The organism is Pedobacter miscanthi, assembly GCF_032678605.1.
Lineage (GTDB): Bacteria > Bacteroidota > Bacteroidia > Sphingobacteriales > Sphingobacteriaceae > Pedobacter > Pedobacter miscanthi_A.
Genome location: NZ_JAVTSU010000011.1, coordinates 1 through 18,420, shown reverse-complemented (window position 1 = coordinate 18,420; position 18,420 = coordinate 1). Strand labels below are relative to the sequence as shown.

Genomic DNA, 18,420 nt, shown 5'->3' with positions numbered 1-18,420 from the left:
GCATTTGGTTAAAACAAACTTTGTTTATAAACCCGATTAAAATGAAAAGCCCGTGACTTGTAATGAGCAGGACTGTACCACCCGAAATGCACAGAACCCTTCATTTCCAAAATGATGGTTAACTGAAGAGAAATGGTTAAGTGGGTGCCTCGTAAATAACAGATTTAAACATTTAAGCGGTTAAACAAACTAACAATCTTTTAACTTTTCAACAAAACAGCCGTAGAATGCTTATTCGTGTTATCTTTATGGCTTTTGTAAATTAATTTCAGTTTTGGCTAAAGACACGAATAAAGAAACCCCGTTAATGCAGCAGTACAACGCCATTAAAGCGAAGTATCCGGGCGCACTTTTACTATTTAGGGTTGGCGATTTTTATGAAACCTTTGGCGAAGATGCCATTAAAACGGCACAGATTTTAGGCATCGTATTAACCAGAAGAGGTACTGGTCCGAATGGTGGAGCATTGGAACTTGCAGGATTTCCGCACCACTCCTTAGATAATTATTTATCCAAATTGGTGAGGGCAGGGCAGCGGGTTGCCATTTGCGATCAGCTCGAAGATCCTAAAACGACAAAAACTATTGTTAAACGTGGTGTAACAGAGTTGGTTACGCCAGGGGTAGCTTATGGCGACAATATTGTAAACCAAAAATCGAACAATTTTCTCGCCTGTGTTTTCTTTGATAAAACACAATTGGGCATTTCATTTTTAGATATTTCAACAGGCGAATTTTTAATCGCCCAGGGTAATAGCGATTATATTGATAAACTTCTGCAGGGTTTTAAACCGACAGAAGTAATTTTTCAAAAATCGAAACGTCAGGCTTTTACCGAAAACTTTGGTGACCGTTTTTACACCTTTGGTTTAGATGAATGGCCTTTTACCTCTGATTATGGTAATGAAACCCTGATGAAACATTTTGACGTTTCATCTTTAAAAGGTTTTGGCGTTGAGCGCCTGCAAAGCGGAATAGTAGCTGCAGGTGTTATTTTGCATTATCTTGGTGAAACAGAACATCGTAACCTGCAGCATATCAGCTCGATAGGCCGCATTGAAGAAGACCGTTACATGTGGTTAGACCGTTTTACCATCCGTAACCTGGAACTGGTGAATTCGCCGAATGATAACGCGGTAACTTTGTTTGATATCCTCGATCATACCTGTACCCCAATGGGTGCACGTTTGTTGCAAAAGTGGATCATTATGCCTTTAAAGGAGCTTAAGCCTATCCAGGAACGCCTGGGCATGGTAGAGTATTTTGTAAAGCATGAAGAACTGCAGGGTGAGTTTTTAAATAACATTAAACAGATTGGCGATTTAGAACGCTTGATTTCCAAAGTAGGCCTGCAACGTGTAGGCCCGAGAGAATTGGTTGCTTTAAAACGCGCATTATATCATATTGAAGCCGTTAAAAAACTAGCTGCTGATTCTAAAAATCCTTTCCTGATCAAAATAGCGGATCAATTGAACCCTTGTTTGGCCATTAGGGAAAGGATTGAAAGGGAATTACAACCTGAGCCACCAGCATTATTGATTAAAGGAAATGTAATTGCGGATGGAATTGATGAAGATTTAGACCGCTTGCGCAAAATTGCTTTCGGTGGTAAGGATTACCTGGTGCAGATCCAGAAACGCGAGGCAGAAGCAACAGGCATACCATCCTTAAAAATCGCTTTTAACAACGTTTTTGGTTATTATTTAGAAGTTACCCATACCCATAAAGATAAAGTGCCAGAAGGCTGGATCCGTAAACAAACCCTGGTAAATGCCGAACGTTATATTACACCAGAACTTAAGGAATACGAAGACCAGATTTTAGGTGCGGAAGAGAAAATACAAGCCATTGAAATCCGTTTGTATAACGAACTGATGTACGAAACAGCGAGTTATATCAAACCGATCCAGCTCGATTCGTTTTTAATTGCACAGTTGGATTGTTTGTTGTGTTTTGCACAGTTGGCTGCTAAAAACCATTACAATAAACCGAAAGTTACCGAAAATAAGGTACTCGACATAAAAGGTGGCCGTCACCCGGTAATTGAAAAGCAGTTACCCGTTGGCCAGGAATACATCACTAACGATGTGTATCTGGATACCGACAGTCAGCAGATTATTATGATTACCGGCCCCAACATGGCGGGTAAATCAGCTATTTTAAGGCAAACTGCTTTAATTGTACTAATGGCACAAATGGGCTCCTTTGTACCGGCGAAAGATGCAGAAGTAGGCTTGGTAGACAAGATTTTTACCCGTGTTGGTGCCTCAGATAATATTTCATCAGGGGAAAGTACATTCATGGTGGAGATGAACGAAACAGCCAGTATCCTGAATAACATTTCTGACAACAGTTTAATTTTATTAGATGAGATTGGTCGCGGAACAAGCACTTATGATGGTATTTCGATTGCCTGGGCCATTGCAGAGTTTTTACATCAGCACCCAACATCAAGACCAAAAACACTTTTTGCCACACACTATCACGAACTAAACGAGTTGGCGAATACCATGCCGCGGATTAAAAACTTTAATGTTGCGGTAAAGGAAATGACCAATAAAGTAATCTTTTTACGTAAACTGGTCCCGGGCGGAAGCGAACATAGTTTTGGTATCCATGTGGCTAAAATGGCCGGTATGCCACCAAAACTCATAGGGCGTGCGAACGAAATACTTAAAAAATTAGAAATAGACCGTACAGAGGGGCAAAGTATTAAAGACAGCATTAAAAAAGTGCAGAATCAGGCTTACCAATTGCAGATGTTTGCCATTGATGATCCTGTTTTAGTGAAAATCCGCGATACACTGAATAATTTGGATGTTAATGCGTTAACACCAGTTGAGGCTTTGCTAAAGTTGGATGAAATTCAAAGATTGATTAAGAATTAGGAAGGGTTAGCGGTTTAAGGACAAAACATCTTTAATTTCTAATACATTAATATCATATTTATGCAGATTACCTTAAACTTTAGGCCTTACACCTTACACTTCAAAAGGAATATTTTTTACTTAATAGCCCTCACGCTTTTCCTTTCGTCGTGCGGTACACGAAAATACACGGTTAAAAGTGATACCAAAGCATCGAAAGCGGCTGATGCCATGGCCAATTTAAAAAGTAAGCAACTTTATCGCTTCATTACCGATTGGACAGGGGTAAGGTATCGGTTTGGTGGGTTGGATAAAAGCGGGATCGATTGCTCTGGCTTTGCATTTTTATTAGAAAAAGAAATTTACGGCATCACACTTCCACGCATTTCCCGCGACCAGGCCAATGCAGTAAGAAGAAAGGATATCGACAATTTAAAAGAAGGCGATCTTGTGTTTTTCTCTTTTGGCGGAAATGATGTAGATCATGTTGGAGTTTACCTCAATAATGGTTTTTTTGTACATGCAAGTACTACCCGTGGTGTAATTGTGGACGATTTAACACTACCGGCATATCAAAAGGTTTTGGTAAAATCGGGATCGGTTAATTAATCCATTTTCGTCATTTCGACTGGAGTGCAACGAAATGGAGAAACTTAAGTTATAGATTTCTCCATTTCGCTCCCGATGAAAAATCGGTGAGCTTCAGTCGAAATGACGATCGCTTTTCTAGGCTCCAATCAATAAAACAAACTTTATTATTTTTCGTTATTCTTTTATGCGTATATTCTTCATAATCTGCTTATCCTTAATTACTTATTCTGTTAATGCGCAGGTAAAACTACTCAAATTGAATGATTTAGATAAACGTTTGGCCAATGGAAAAGATACTACATATGTAATCAACTTTTGGGCCACCTGGTGTTCGCCATGTGTTGCTGAATTGCCTAATTTCGAGAAACTTCGTGTAGCGAACTTAAAAAAGCCGGTTAAAGTGATTTTGGTAAGTCTGGATTTTAAATCAAAGCTGCAAAAGGAAGTGATCCCATTTGTAGAAAAGAATAAAATTAATGCCGAAGTATTTCTTTTAAACGAACCCGATCAGCAGCAATATATAGAAAGAATTGATAAAAAATGGTCAGGCGCTATTCCTGCTACGCTTTTTGTGAATAAGAAAACCAGGCGGTTTTACGAGAAAGAATTTACAGAAGCAGAACTTAAAAATACCTTGTTAAACTTAAAATAAACCAATAGTATCTGCGCTAATCTTATTCGATCTGTGGGATACCTGGAACGTATTTTTCCCGCTGAGGTAGCAGATTTTCGCAGAAGCATAATGGTATATAATAGATGATCTCAAAGAAATAATTTACTACACAAAAATCGATTTAGGAAGCTCTATTTGCATATTTCTATTTTGATGTTCCAAAAATTATAATAATATTTGTTAAGCGCTAACCGAATAAAATCTCATACTTAAATTGATTATATATCAATATCAGACAGATTTCGGTTAACATAAAACTGAATCAAATTATTATAACACATCATAATGAAAAGAAGAACATTTATACAAAACACAGGTTTACTGGCTGGAGGAGTAGTTGCATCGAAATTTTCTTTAGCTGCTAACCTGGCACCAGAATTTCCTGTGGTACGTGTAGCTGCTGCTAAAAGACATTTTCAGAGCAAAGCAGTAGATGCTGCCATTAAAACTTTCCAGGCAAACGTAAAGAACCCGGAACTGGCCTGGTTATTCGAAAACTGTTTCCCCAATACACTGGATACTACTGTTTACCATGCTGAGAAAAATGGAAGACCAGATACTTATGTCATTACGGGTGATATTGATGCGATGTGGTTACGCGACAGTTCGGCACAGGTTTGGCCATACCTTCAGTTTGTAAATGAAGATGAACCGCTTAAAAAATTAATTGCCGGCGTAATTATCCACCAAACGCAATGTGTATTAAAAGACCCTTATGCAAACGCTTTTTATGGTGATGCCACCAAAGTAGGTGAGTGGAAAACGGATAAAACAGCTATGCAACCAGGGGTACACGAACGTAAATGGGAAATTGATTCGTTATGTTATCCCATCCGTTTAGCTTACCATTACTGGAAAAAAACTGGCGATAAAACGCCTTTCGATGCCGACTGGAAAAAAGGAATTGAAGCAACCTTAAAAACTTTTAAAGAGCAACAGCGCAAGTCCGATAAAGGTCCTTACCATTTTCAAAGGGAAACTACCCAACCTACCGATTCTTTACCAATGGCAGGTTATGGTTTTCCTGTTAATCCGGTTGGATTGATCTGTTCAGCTTTCCGTCCGAGTGATGATGCCACCATTTTTCCTTTCCTGGTTCCATCCAACTTCTTCGCAGTTTCGAGTTTAAAACAAGCTGCTGAAATGATCAAAGCTTTGCAAAGCGATAAAACTTTAGAGAGTAATTTATTAAACCTTGCTGATGAAGTAAATGCAGCTTTGCAAAAACACGCCATCGTAAACCATCCAAAATATGGCAAAATTTATGCTTTTGAGGTTGATGGTTTTGGTAGTTCGTATTTAATGGATGATTCTAACGTACCGAGCTTATTGGGATTACCTTATTTAGGTGCCATGAAGGCGGAAGATCCTATTTATCAGAATACCAGAAAATTTGCCCTTTCTAAAGACAATCCTTATTTCTTTAAAGGTACGGCAGCAGAAGGAATCGGTGGTCCGCATGCTGGTCAGGATATGATCTGGCCAATGAGTATTACGATGCGTGCGTTGACTTCTAAAGATGATGCGGAGATTAAATACTGTATTGATACTTTGCGTAAAACACATGCGGGCAAAGGTTTCATGCACGAATCCTTTAATAAAGACAATCCTGCAAACTTTACAAGGGCCTGGTTCGCCTGGTCGAATACTTTGTTTGGCGAACTGCTTTGGCGTACCTATCATGAAAAACCTGCTTTGTTAAAAGCGTAGATTGCAGATATATTAAAATTATTGATATGGGATAAATGCGTTTAATTAATGCATTTATCCCATTTTTTGTAAAACATGCGTTAGAATATGTAATCAATAGTTTTTAAAAGCAGAAATATTTGTAAATTGCAGGAAGATTATTCATTCCGCTTTGCAAGATCCCAATAGAACCATCCTTTCTGATATAGAAAGTATCAACAAAATACCTGCTGTTGCACATATTTTAGAAATTGTGTGCCGGACAACCGGAATGGGTTTTTCTGCTGTAGCCAGGGTAACCTCCAATAAATGGACTGTTTGCGCAGTTCTCGATGAAATTAATTTTGGTTTACCGGTTGGTGGAGAACTCAAGTTAGAAACAACCATCTGTAACGAAATCAGGCAGCACCAACAAGCCGTTGTGATTGATCATGTTGATGAGGATGAGAATTTCAGAGGACATCACACCCCAACGATGTATGGCTTTCAAAGTTATATTTCCGTTCCGATTATTTTAAAAAACGGTGACTTTTTTGGTACACTGTGCGCCATTGATCCTAAACCAGCCAAGCTTAAAAACCCAACCATAACGGGGATGTTTACCATGTTTGCCGATTTAATTGCGTTCCATTTAGATGCACTCGATCAATTAGCCATTACCGAAAAAGAACTTAAAAAGGAGCAGGAAATAGCTGTTTTGAGGGATCAGTTTATCGCCATTTTAGGGCACGACCTACGGAATCCTTTAAATGCTATATCCAGTAGTGCGCAATTATTGTCGCGTTTAAATTTAGACGAGCGAGGCATCCGGATTACTAAGATTGTTAAAGATTCATCTTTCAGGATGAACGGACTGATTGAAAATATGCTGGATTTTGCCAGTGGGCGTTTAGGAGAAGGTATTACCATTAGCAGAACGCCAGATGAGGATTTGGAGAAATTGCTGATTCAGGTAGTGGATGAATTACAAACCATTTGGCCGGGCAGAAATATTGAGGTAAATTTTAATTTTCATTACCCCGTAAATGCAGATGGCAAACGGTTGGCGCAACTTTTCTCTAACCTTTTAGCCAATGCCCTAAATTATTCTCCGGCAGATTCTACTGTCGAAATTACAGCCTTCAGCACAGCAGAAGAGTTTAACCTTTGTGTAGCCAATAAAGGGAAACAGATTCCGGCTGCAGCGATGGAGCGTTTGTTCCAGCCTTTTTCACGGGGGGAAGTGGAACCAAATCAAAAAGGATTAGGATTGGGTTTATATATAGCCTCTGAAATTGCAAATGCCCACGAAGGAACCCTGGATGTATCTTCTACACCAGAACAAACTTGTTTTACTTTACGCTTACCTTATAGAAAATGATATCGGTAAATGATCGGTTGCCAACATCAACACTGCTGGAATTGAAAGTGGGAGATGAGATTACTGACGAAAATAATCTATCTGGTAAAATTCTAAATATAGAAATTAGTGAAACTGATGAATTCTTAATGTTTTTATTCCAACTGGAAAGCAAACACATCATTATTAAAAAACTTAAGCAGGTCTGTTAGTTATTTTACAGTTAAACCCTAAAGATCCTTAGACTCGGGTGTTATCATAGATCTCTCTAGTTAGATTTCTCGACTGCGTTGCACTGCGCTCGAAATGACGGTAACTAGGGGGGATGCATAGATTAATTGGTTTTATAATATAGGTCTCGGATCGAATATCACTTGGAACGACTGGATTTTTTCTTCCGATAATTTATACCAGCCACAAGAAAAAATTGTTTTTCCACCCATATTAATATCATACCAAAGGCAAACCTCTTCCTGCTCTACAAATACTTTTTTAACGTCGTATTTGAATTTCATTTTTTTCATGTCATCGACATATACATCGGCACCACTTCTTTCGCCCATTACACCTTTAAAAGTCATATCATCATGCAATTGTCGCCTGGCCAGTTCAAAATCTTCTGCGTTTAAAGCGTTAATAAAATCAAGCACAACAACTTTTGCATTGTGTTCTGTTAGTATTTTATTTGAGGTACTCATGGCTTTTTCTTTTAAGATAAAACGAAAATTTGAAAGAAAATGTTTGAAGAATTAATGAGTGACTGAGTTTTGAATGAGAGAATGTTTTATAGCGTTATTATTACATTCACTCATCCTATCATTCATTAATTTATCTTATCCTTCAAAATTATAAACTTTTCCTACCTGCGTTTTAAAACTGTATTTAAAATCATTCCCCGATTTTTCTACCGTAATTCCTTTTGCATTTTTTAATGCATTCGGGCTTCTCACTATGCAATTTTCACCAGATAGGGATTTGATGGTGAGTTTGGTGACCTTACCGTTTTTCCATTGTAAATCGATAATTTCAAAATTACCTCTGGCTTTTAAACCCTGGATACTTCCGGTTGACCATTGATCGGGTAGGGCTGGTAAAAACTGAAGCTCACCCGCCTGACTCTGCAATAACATTTCAGAAATACCTGCAGTGTAACCAAAATTTCCGTCAATCTGAAAGGGTGGATGTGCACAAAAAAGATTCGAATAAATACCACCTCCTTTATTGTAATCGGTACCTGAACCGCCAACTGGAGTAATAAAATTCTGTAATATTTTATAAGCATGATTGCCATCCTGTAACCTTGCCCAGAAATTCATCTTCCAGGCCATAGACCAGCCCGTTGATTCATCACCACGTGCTGTTAAAGTAACTCTTGCTGCTTTGGCAAGCTCTGGTGTTTTAATGGTACTGATTTCTCTTCCCGGATGTAAACCAAAAAGATGTGAAATATGCCTGTGCTGATCTTTAGGGTCATCGCGGTCGGTTTCCCACTCCTGTAACTGTCCCCATTTACCAATTTTTGGTTTTAAAAGATGTGCTTTCAGATCGGCAATGTGTTTTTTGTAGTCGCTGTCGATATTTAAAATTTCAGCAGCTTCAATGTAATTGGTAAAAAGATCGTACACAATCTGCTGATCGTGTGTTACGCCATCCTCCGTTGGGCCATGTTCCGGCGACCAGCCCAGCGGCGATACCAAAGTGCCATCGGGCCTTCTTTTTAAATGGTCATCCCAAAATTCGGAGATTTCTTTAATGATCGGATAAGCGAAATTCTTTAAGTAATCTTTATCTTTTGTGAAGGCATAATGCTCCCAGAGGGCCTGTGCGTACCATGCACTGCCCGGCGTGTTCCATAAGAAACTCATTCCGCCAAAAATATTATTTTCTGTTTTTACCGTCCAGCCACGTGTATTGGGGTATTGTTTGCGTGTGGCAATGGCACTCACTTTGCGCATGCTGTTAATATAATCCAAATATGGAATCTGACATTCAGAAAGATTGGTTGGTTCGGCAAGCCAGTAGTTCATCTGGATATTGATGTTCGAGTGATAGTCACTTCCCCAGGGTGGGGTATTGCTTTCGTTCCAAAGACCTTGTAAGTTGGCAGGCAAACCACCTTTTCTGGAAGAACTGATCAGCAAATATCTTCCGTATTGAAAAATTAAGGCTTCAAGGTTGTGGTCAGGGGTTTTCTTATAGTCAATTAATCTTTGGTAAGTGGGTAAATTGTTGTTGTTGGCATCACTTTCTCCCAAATTAAGGCTTAACCGGCTAAATAGTTTCTGGTAATCCTGAATATGGCTTTTTAATAAGTTGGAGTAGCTTTTTGAGGAAACTTCTTTTAGTATACGATCAATTTTAGGTGCCGGTTCTTCACCTTTCCATTGTTGTTCGCGTTTATTGCTGTAATGGGTTGCGGCTGTAAAAATGATGGTGATGGCATCAGCTTTATCTATTATTAATTTTTCGCCGTTCTCATCCTTTGCTGAAGAACTTTTGCCGTTTTCAATTTTAACGAGCGCAGTAGCCTGATAAGGCATGCCATTTGATAATTTGCCACTAAACTCAATGGTATTCCCATTAACAGTAATTTTGCCCTGGTGTGCATCTTTTAATCGGATGGCTGCAGAATAAGCACTCTTTTGATCAGAACTAAGCCTTAACACCATTACTTTATCCGGAAAACTGCAAAAATATTCACGTTTATAATGTACGCCGTTTTGGGTATAATTAATGGAGTTTACCGCGTTGGCCAGGTTTAATTCCCTCTTATAATCGGTAAAATCGGGAATCTTTTGTTCAATATCAATCAATAAATCCCCTAATGCCTGATAGGTACCCCTGTCGTTTTCATCACCTGTCCAAAGCGTATTATCGTTAAGCTGGATATGTTCCTGGTTTACACCACCGAAAATCATTCCGCCAATACGGCCATTGCCAATCGGGTAGGCTTCCGTCATCCAGTCTTTAGCTGGTTTATCGTCCCATAGTAATAATGGAGTGGTCTGTTTCTGTTGCGCCAGTAGAATGTTCGAAAAGCTAAATGCCAAAAATGCAACCAGCATCAGGCTTCTCAGTTGCTTAGGTTTAGAAAGCATACTCATATTTGATTAGTGTGTTTTCAAAGATATATATTATCGGATAATAGTTTTTGTTGGCTATGAGCGAATGCATCTCGATTATTGGCATATTATTCAATTATTTAAGCATTGCATTTTAAGGGTGATAACTACAACACAAATGAGAAGCTATTTCTCAATAAAGATGGAAGGTACAAATCTTTCTCAGGTAACTATTATGATATTTAATTGATGAATTTGATAGAATTTCTATATTTGATACTACACACTAAATCGTTTTATGTAAAATGAAATCACTAACCAAATTTTTATTCTTTATTCTGTTATTAAATGTGCCTGGGAGTTATCAGGCTTATAGTCAGAGCAAAACATCACTTACCAAGTACGTAAATACCTTTATCGGTACCGCACCATTAACCGATCCTAAAATATTAGGGTATGAGTTACCCCAGGGCTGGCGTTCGTGGGCAGGTTTAACTTTTCCGGGCAGTTCATTGCCGAATGCGATGGTACAATTGAGTCCAATTACCGAATTTGGCTCTGGAGCCGGCTACGAGTATGAAGACGATACCATTTATGGTTTCGCACACACCAATAAAGGACACTGGAACCTTTGCAATATTCCGGTTTTACCACTTTCAAATCCCGGCGGGAAGTTCGGATCAAAATTTTCGCATAAAAATGAAAGTTCAGCACCCGGTTATTATCAGGTATATCTTGATGATTATAAGGTAAATGTAAAACTCACCTCAACGTTAAGGGCTGGTTTTCACCAATATGAGTATAAAAACAACCAAAACCGACAAATACTTTTTTTGATTGGAAAAGCCAATAGTGGTGTTAATACCTGGAATATAGAACAGGTAGGAACTTCGGCTATACAGGGTTTTCAGGGTGGAGAAAATGTTTACTTTTATGCTACAGTAAATGGCAAAATAGATAAACTTGATCAAACTGATATCGGCAAACGCTCCGGTTATGCCATTGTTCATTTGGCTGATGGAGGCACAGGACCGGTAGAATTAAAAATCGGACTCTCTTTTGTAAGCACAGCCAATGCCAAAGAAAATTTAGATAAAGAAATCGGCAATAAAACTTTTACGCAGATCCGTAATGAAGCCACGGTGAAGTGGGAATCACTTTTGGCTAACATCCAGGTAAAAGGCGGCACCGATAAACAAAAACAAATGCTGTATTCGTGTTTATACCGCTCATTTTTATGGCCGGCTTTACGCAGTGATGTTAACGGTGAATTTAAAGATGCGAAACGCAATATCATTAAAGGTGATTTCAATTATTACACCGAGCCTTCTCTTTGGGATACCTACCGGAATAAAGACGTGCTTTTAGGACTGATTACGCCAAAGGTTACGCTGGATGTAATCAAATCAATGAAAGATGTAGGTGATAAAACCGGCTTCATTCCGACATTTTTCCATGGCGATCATGGCGCATCATCTATTGCAGGCGCTTATTTACGGGGAATTAACGATTTCGACATTAAAGGCACTTATCAGATTTTATTGCGTAACGCCAATGTTGATGGTGGCGCCCGTCCATTTGTAAAAGAATATATCGAAAAAGGTTATATTTCAGATCCTGATGTTAAAAATCCACATGTAGAAACGAAGGCAAAAGCGGGTGTTTCTAAAACCCTCGAATATTCGTACGATGATTATTCATTGGCACAGATTGCCAAAAAACTGGGTGACAGTACCAATTACCGGATCCTGATGGCCAGATCGAAGAATTACAAAAACATGTTCGATCCGGGTACCCGTTTTATGAGGGGAAGGCTGGATAACGGCGATTGGATTACACCTTTTAACCCACAATACCCTTATTACGAATATATGTACCGGGAAGCCAATGCCTGGCAGGTTTCGTTTTACGCACCACATGATATGAAAGGGCTGATAGAGCTTTACGGTGGTGCTAAGGGATTTGAATCGAAATTGGATTCGTTGTTTACCTTACCATGGAACCCAAAATACATAGCGAGGAATGTAGAAACCATGATTGGCCAATACTGCCAGGGCAATCAGCCTGATCACGAAGCACCTTTTGCCTATACTTTTATTGGTAAACCGGAGAAATCGCAAAAAATTATCGATAAAATCCTGAATGAATTATACGGGATAGGCAGCGATGGTTTGGCACTTTCAGGCATGGATGATGCAGGTGAAATGTCGGCCTGGTATGTATTCAGTGCCTTAGGTTTGTATCCTTTCTCGGCAACCGATCCGAATTATATTGTAACGGCTCCTCTTTTTGATGAAGTAAAATGGAAAACGAGTACGGGTAAGTTATTAACCATTAGCAAACCGGGCAAGGGCAGGGGGATTTCTGGTATCAAAGTAAATGGAAAAAATAATGATGGTTATTTTATTTCTCATGATTTGTTTACAAATGGCGGCAGGGTGGAGATTAACACGAAGTAATGGCTTCGTGTTATAAACTTTTGCAGGGTTTATAGTGAAATATCCATCAGAGATTTTTTAATTGCCCTAGTAATTTATTTTGCCCACCTAAGAAATCCAAGTTGGGCACTAGCTTAACATTCAGACCTCGCAGGTTTTAAAAAACTGCGAGGTCTTTTAAAACTTGACCTATTGATGTTCGTCATGCACGGTCTTCGTTGTAATTTTAATCATCAAATAAACCATGGCAAATAATAACGAAAACCCAGAATTCTGGGAAAGAGCATTTAGCGAAAAACAGGAAATGTGGGGTTTAGAACCAGCCCTTTCGGCCGTATTAAGCAGAGATTTTTTTGTTAAAAATTCGGTAAAAAATATCTTGATACCTGGAATTGGTTATGGACGTAATGCACAAATTTTCAGGGAAAACAGAATTGAGGTAGCCGGTATCGAGATTTCGAAATCAGCCATTGAGATGGCCAAAAAACATAACGGAGGAAATATGGTGATTCACCATGGCTCTGTAACTGATATGCCTTTCGATCAGCAACAATACGATGGGATATTCTGTTATGCTTTAATTCATTTGTTAAGCGGTGATGAAAGGAAAAAACTAATCAGTGATTGTTACAACCAACTTTCGAAGGGTGGTTACCTCATTTTTGCGGTTATTTCTAAAAAAGCCGGTAGTTATGGGAAAGGTAAACTGATCAGTGATGATCGTTATGAAATGTTTGAAGGCGCGCAGGTCTATTTTTATGATGAAGAATCAATAAAAGCTGAATTTAGCGAGTATGGATTGTTTGAAATTACTGAAGTAGAAGAAAATCAATCTTTTTATTTGATTAAATGTTCTAAAAATTAGCTTGGATTCTAAGATTGGTGGTTTAATCATCATCAAACAAACTGTATCAGATTTTTTCTGTTCTATTCTTTAGCAAATTAATAGATAAAGAGATGTTAAAATTTGTTTAACACCTCTTTATTAAATGATCTGTATTTGTTAAAAGTTAAACTGGTTTAGTTCCTTCCAGGATAATACATTTTCACGTAGTTGATATCTCCCTGCGAAAGGGTCGTATTGTTTGGTGCAATGGCTTTATTATTGGTTGTAAAGCGTGCCTCAACAGGATAATGCATAATTGATTTCGTATCATAAGCAGTATAGCTTAAACCACTTCTGGAATTAACAGAAAGTACATTAAAATCCACATCTTCTTTACTCCAATAATTTGGGGCACCCATATAATAATCATAAACGGCTTGTGTATTCCATGGAATATTGGCATCAGGATGCGACTGTTCGTGATCTAATCCCAATGCATGACCGAATTCATGAACAGTAGTTCTTCTAAATTCGGTATCGGCGGTATTATTATCAAACCACCCAAAATTCATTGATGTTGAATAACTTCTTGCATCTGTACCAAGCGCAGACCAGGAACCTTCATCATCAAAAGCAATCTTAATGTCTGCTGATGCATTATCAGCAACGAATGAAAATGTAATGTTGGCATAAGTTTCCCAGCTTTTAGCATATTGTTTTACTTTATTGCGAACATAGGCAGATCCTCCGGTAAAACGTACTTTAACGGTACTCCCGTTAGCCCATCTTTTGCTTGCAGCGCCATTGCCTTCAGTTACCGGGCCGCCATTCTTAGCAATCTTCATCTGACAGGTGAAATTGTCATTCAGCTCTGTCTTTTTAGCATTCACATTGATGTTCTCAAGTGGTGTTTCTGCTGCATTTTTCTTACAGCTTACAGTCATAGTAGTAATCAGCGCAAGTAACAAGCCTGACTTTAAAAAATGGTTTTTCATAGATTTTAGGTTTTAAAAGTTAATTATTGATTATGTTTTTTATAGATTAAGCAGAATAAAACAAAAGCGAAAATTTTTGACAAGAAATCCCAGCGAAAAGTTTAGCTATAAAGCGCTTAAAAACAAACTTATCTCGTATTTCGGAATACGAACTAGCAGCTGTAATTGTTTACCTGAAGTGGTAGATTTTGAGGCTTTCGCCTGGTTGGAAATGAAAATGCCCTTCATAATACTGTTTTTCTTTTTTAACTGTAAATATTGTTCGGGACGTGATTTCAAATATAGAGGAGTATAATGTTGAATTATAAATCAAATTCACTTTTTTACACGAAATTCAACTAATGGTTCTTTTATAGACTACTAAGACGTTATTTTGTGATAAATTTTACACAAGAACAGAATTAAACATACATATATAATCTGTTTATTAAAACTGATTATGGAGTTTTATAATTCATTTATTAAAATTTTCAACCAATAAAGCCCTGGGGTTACCCAAGGCTTTATTGGTTTGCAGGTTATTGAAATATGTAGAAATCTCAATTCTGCTTAATATAAAATATATTTTTTTACGTATAAATCATCAATTATATAAGCCCAGTTCTGCCAAAGATGCAAACTGCAAAGCATCCTGTGCAGAATTGGCAATCACCTTTAAGTATCTTAGTGTTTTGGTGCTGCCAAAGGCAAAATACTGTACACCAGCAGCATTTTGTGCTACAAAATTATTCACAGCAGTAAAATTAATATTATCGGTGCTGGTTAAAACCTGAAAATTTTTAACCGCCCTGCTTAATCCACTTCTTTGTACCAAACTTAAACCTTTAGCAGATTTATTAGCGCCTAAATCAATTACAATCTGATGCGGATAACTGGTTGCGGTGCTTGTCCACCTGGAATGCCAGAAGGTACTTTGACTGCCATCAATTAAAGTCGCCGCCCTGCCGTTTACAGCACCTTCTCCGCTGGTTTCTTCAGAACTGAAAGAATTGATGCTCCAGCCACTCTTACTCAATTCTGTTAAAGGCGCCACATTATCTTGTAAAGTAGATGGATCGGTAGTTGGTGCAGGTAGCCCCAAAGCAGCCATGTCGCTATAAATTTGAGTGGTGGCCGCCGTGGTTGATAGGTTTAATCCCCATTTCTGAAAGAAATTACTGAGGTTTTTTCCTGATATATTACAGGCCTTTAGCATGAAATAACGTAACCTATCATCATCATTGGCTAATGTTGGATTTTCGACGCGCATATTTTTAGCCAGTGTTCTGTAAAAATTATCGCCGTAGGCTAAAGTTAACTGCTGGAACATGCATAACCTGATAAAGAGATCGGTTAAAGGATTGGCATAACTTGTTGATCCGTTATAATCTTTTGTTCCGGCTGGTTTATCTAAATAGGTAAATGCTTTAGGCCATACACCATCATTTACCAGCCTGTTTACAGCAGGAGTAAGGGTTCGTTGAACATACAAACTGTAAAGGTTAACTGAAACCTCCCCTAAAGCACCCCAGCGCCACATCATTTGATGCTGATGACCTAGCTCATGCCACATACCCCAGCCATTAGTACCCACTGCATCAAGTGTTAAAATGGCATTTACATCAGAAGTGATATAAGCCGTGCGATAATCGTAAGCGAAAAAGTAATAACTGGGATCTTCATGTTGCGTTAGCAGATAGGTGTGTGCATTTTTAGTATGTGCTGGCAATGAATTATCCAGACCGTTCAAATCATCTTCGAGCGCAATCACTTGCGTAATTTTATTCAAAACAGCAGCCTGATCTTCATTCTGATACTGTATAGCTTTGGTACGTGATACCACAATTAGGCAATTGGTACCTTCGAGTACTACATCCGGAGTGGTATAAGTTTGCAGCTGACTTATCCAATCCGCATTTGTGGTAACACCCAGTTTAAAATACGGTGCATATTGAAAACCACTGTTAAAGGTCACTTTTGCGGTTGATCCTGTAGTAGCACTTGTGTACCTTAGCCATAATAAACCGCCAGCAGCATTGGTGATGGTATTGGTACCTGCAGTTAACTGTACCACTGTGGGTTGTGCATTCCAGGTGCCATACCTAGAATAAGTGCCAATCAGCAGTTTAGGTAAACGTGTTCCTGCGGTTTGTTCTACCGTAATATCTAAAGTGCCATTCGGCGCCATGTACAAGCCGGTTGCGGTAAAATCGGTTAAATTATACCCGTTCTTTAAACGGTCTCTTTCAATAGAAGCATTAATTTTTTCGGTAACATTAAAAATATTTGTCTGACTGGCGGATAAAAGCGCGGCTCGGTTTATTGTTTTGCTGTTATCACTTGGTTCTGGTAATACGACTGCTTTTTTACAGGCAAAAAGGCAGGCTATTGCCATCGCGGTAAAGAGTAGGGATGTTTTTTTCATTGTTTTTAGGTTTAGTAAATATTTGGTGGTGATGATGTTTCGTTACAATCTCTGATACTGATCCAACTACCCTGCCTTCCTCTTTTAATCAGCTACACAAAGACGTGAGTCTATTTACACTGTCAATCGAATATATTTATAATTACATGCAGTTGAAAGAGAAAACACTGCGCAAACGTTTGATTAACAAGTTTTTATTGGTTTTGCATTTTTCCCTATCATCGGGTTAGCGCTCTTTTTCGTATGCACTATAAAAAAGGACCTGACTTATGTTTATAAAGAAAAGTTTTAGGATAGCACAATAATCATTTGAAATATCTCATGGAAAATTGCAAATTGCAGGTAAAAAGCACTCAATGGGCAGAAAAATTACCGACGGACCGCTAAGAAACAAAGAAAGAACAAAACAAAAGCTTATCGATTCGTTGGGTACCATCCTTATCAAAAATGGTTTTACGGGTTTAAATGTGATGCAGGTTGCTGCTAAGGCCAATGTAGACAGGAAATTAGTATACAAATATTTTGGCGGACTTGACGGGTTGGTAAAAGAGTATCTTTTTACTAAAGATTACTGGAGGTTTAGTGAGGAACAAACCGCCTTGGTTATTGAACAAAGTAAAGCAGATTTTGGAAAAAAAATGGCCTATCAGTTACTCGAAGACCAGCTAAATGCTTTAATGGCAAGTGAGGAGATGCGCAAAATTGTAACCTGGGGTCTTTCAGAAGATTACGAACCTTTAAAAGAACTCAATCGCGAACGTGAGGAGGTGGGCGAAAAACTGTTTAAGAGTGTGTACGACGATCATTTTAAAGATAAAGATAAAAATATCAGGGCCATTGAGGCTATTTTGGTGAGTGGGGTATATTACCTCTCTTTATACGCCCAAAGCAATGGAACTTTTTGTGGTATTGATGTTAAGGACGAAAAAGGGCAGGAGGAGATAAAAAAATCACTCAAACAAATTATCGACTGGGCTTATTCTTAACCGGATGCTGAGAAATGCAATAACAGATTAACTTTTACAAGTAAAACATGTCTATAACTACCGAAAGCGAAAGAAATGGAATGCAGCAGGCAAGTGATGCTGTAGCGATTACCCTTAAAATGATGCGTGAATTTGCCAAACCTGGCATTTCAACAAAAGAACTGGATGAATATGGAGGCAAGTTGCTCAAACAAATGGGCGCACGTTCTGCACCTTTTTTAACCTACGGTTTTCCGGGATATACTTGCATCAGTGTTAATGAAGAAGCTGCCCACGGACTGCCATCTGCAAATAAGATTCTTAAAGACGGCGATTTGATCAACATTGATGTTTCAGCAGAATTAAATGGTTTTTGGGCCGATAATGGTGGTTCTTTTGTGCTGGGTGAAGATATTAACGGACATGGCAGACTGGTACAAACCTCGAAGGAAATTTTAAAAAAAGCAATCAGCAACATTAAAGGTGGGGTTAAAATATCGGAAATCGGGAAGCTGATTGAAATGGAAGCAAAAAAGGCAGGATATACGGTAATTAAAAACCTGACCGGACAT

13 protein-coding genes are annotated in these 18,420 nt (G+C 38.5%); 9 read left to right on the top strand and 4 right to left on the bottom strand.

Going from position 1 to position 18,420, the window contains the following annotated elements:
* Positions 1 to 274: 274 nt before the first annotated feature.
* The 5 genes from mutS (at position 275) to R2R28_RS16790 (ending at position 7,179) form a co-directional block, all read left to right on the top strand.
* A complete protein-coding gene (mutS, locus tag R2R28_RS16810) occupies positions 275 to 2,887 on the top strand; it encodes a DNA mismatch repair protein MutS (protein WP_316826845.1) in 2,613 nt (870 codons plus the stop codon).
* Positions 2,888 to 2,947: 60 nt separating this feature from the next.
* On the top strand, positions 2,948 to 3,475 hold the full coding sequence (locus tag R2R28_RS16805) for a C40 family peptidase (RefSeq protein WP_316826844.1): 528 nt from the start codon (positions 2,948 to 2,950) through the stop codon (positions 3,473 to 3,475).
* Positions 3,476 to 3,713: 238 nt separating this feature from the next.
* Entirely contained in the window at positions 3,714 to 4,109 is a 396-nt protein-coding gene (locus R2R28_RS16800) for a TlpA disulfide reductase family protein (protein WP_316826843.1), read from the top strand.
* A gap of 306 nt (positions 4,110 to 4,415) precedes the next feature.
* A complete protein-coding gene (locus R2R28_RS16795; RefSeq protein WP_316826842.1) occupies positions 4,416 to 5,840 on the top strand; it encodes a glycoside hydrolase family 125 protein in 1,425 nt (474 codons plus the stop codon).
* Between the two features lie 151 nt (positions 5,841 to 5,991).
* The gene (locus tag R2R28_RS16790) at positions 5,992 to 7,179 is read left to right on the top strand and encodes a GAF domain-containing sensor histidine kinase (RefSeq protein WP_316826841.1); all 1,188 of its coding nucleotides are present in this window, start codon (positions 5,992 to 5,994) and stop codon (positions 7,177 to 7,179) included.
* Between the two features lie 323 nt (positions 7,180 to 7,502).
* Here the strand turns inward: R2R28_RS16790 and R2R28_RS16785 are convergent, their stop codons facing one another.
* Together R2R28_RS16785 and R2R28_RS16780 are read right to left on the bottom strand one after the other, a co-directional pair.
* Entirely contained in the window at positions 7,503 to 7,856 is a 354-nt protein-coding gene (locus R2R28_RS16785; RefSeq protein ID WP_316826840.1) for a nuclear transport factor 2 family protein, read from the bottom strand.
* Between the two features lie 135 nt (positions 7,857 to 7,991).
* The gene (locus R2R28_RS16780) at positions 7,992 to 10,256 is read right to left on the bottom strand and encodes a glycosyl hydrolase family 95 catalytic domain-containing protein (RefSeq protein WP_316826839.1); all 2,265 of its coding nucleotides are present in this window, start codon (positions 10,254 to 10,256) and stop codon (positions 7,992 to 7,994) included.
* 269 nt (positions 10,257 to 10,525) lie between these two features.
* Here R2R28_RS16780 and R2R28_RS16775 point away from each other — a divergent pair, with 269 nt between their 5' ends.
* A complete protein-coding gene (locus R2R28_RS16775; RefSeq protein ID WP_316826837.1) occupies positions 10,526 to 12,679 on the top strand; it encodes a GH92 family glycosyl hydrolase in 2,154 nt (717 codons plus the stop codon).
* Between the two features lie 223 nt (positions 12,680 to 12,902).
* A complete protein-coding gene (locus R2R28_RS16770; RefSeq protein ID WP_316826836.1) occupies positions 12,903 to 13,523 on the top strand; it encodes a class I SAM-dependent methyltransferase in 621 nt (206 codons plus the stop codon).
* Between the two features lie 155 nt (positions 13,524 to 13,678).
* Here R2R28_RS16770 and R2R28_RS16765 read toward each other — a convergent pair whose 3' ends face one another.
* Positions 13,679 to 14,479, bottom strand: a complete 801-nt coding sequence (locus R2R28_RS16765; RefSeq protein ID WP_316826835.1) for a M12 family metallopeptidase — start codon at positions 14,477 to 14,479, stop codon at positions 13,679 to 13,681.
* A 583-nt stretch (positions 14,480 to 15,062) separates the two neighbouring features.
* Entirely contained in the window at positions 15,063 to 16,883 is a 1,821-nt protein-coding gene (locus tag R2R28_RS16760; protein ID WP_316826834.1) for a M60 family metallopeptidase, read from the bottom strand.
* Positions 16,884 to 17,239: 356 nt separating this feature from the next.
* On the opposite strand from R2R28_RS16760, the gene R2R28_RS16755 reads away from it, so the two are divergent.
* Together R2R28_RS16755 and R2R28_RS16750 are read left to right on the top strand one after the other, a co-directional pair.
* Entirely contained in the window at positions 17,240 to 17,869 is a 630-nt protein-coding gene (locus R2R28_RS16755; protein ID WP_316826833.1) for a TetR/AcrR family transcriptional regulator, read from the top strand.
* 47 nt (positions 17,870 to 17,916) lie between these two features.
* The coding region (locus tag R2R28_RS16750; protein WP_316826832.1) for a M24 family metallopeptidase at positions 17,917 to 18,420 on the top strand (504 nt) is incomplete at its 3' end.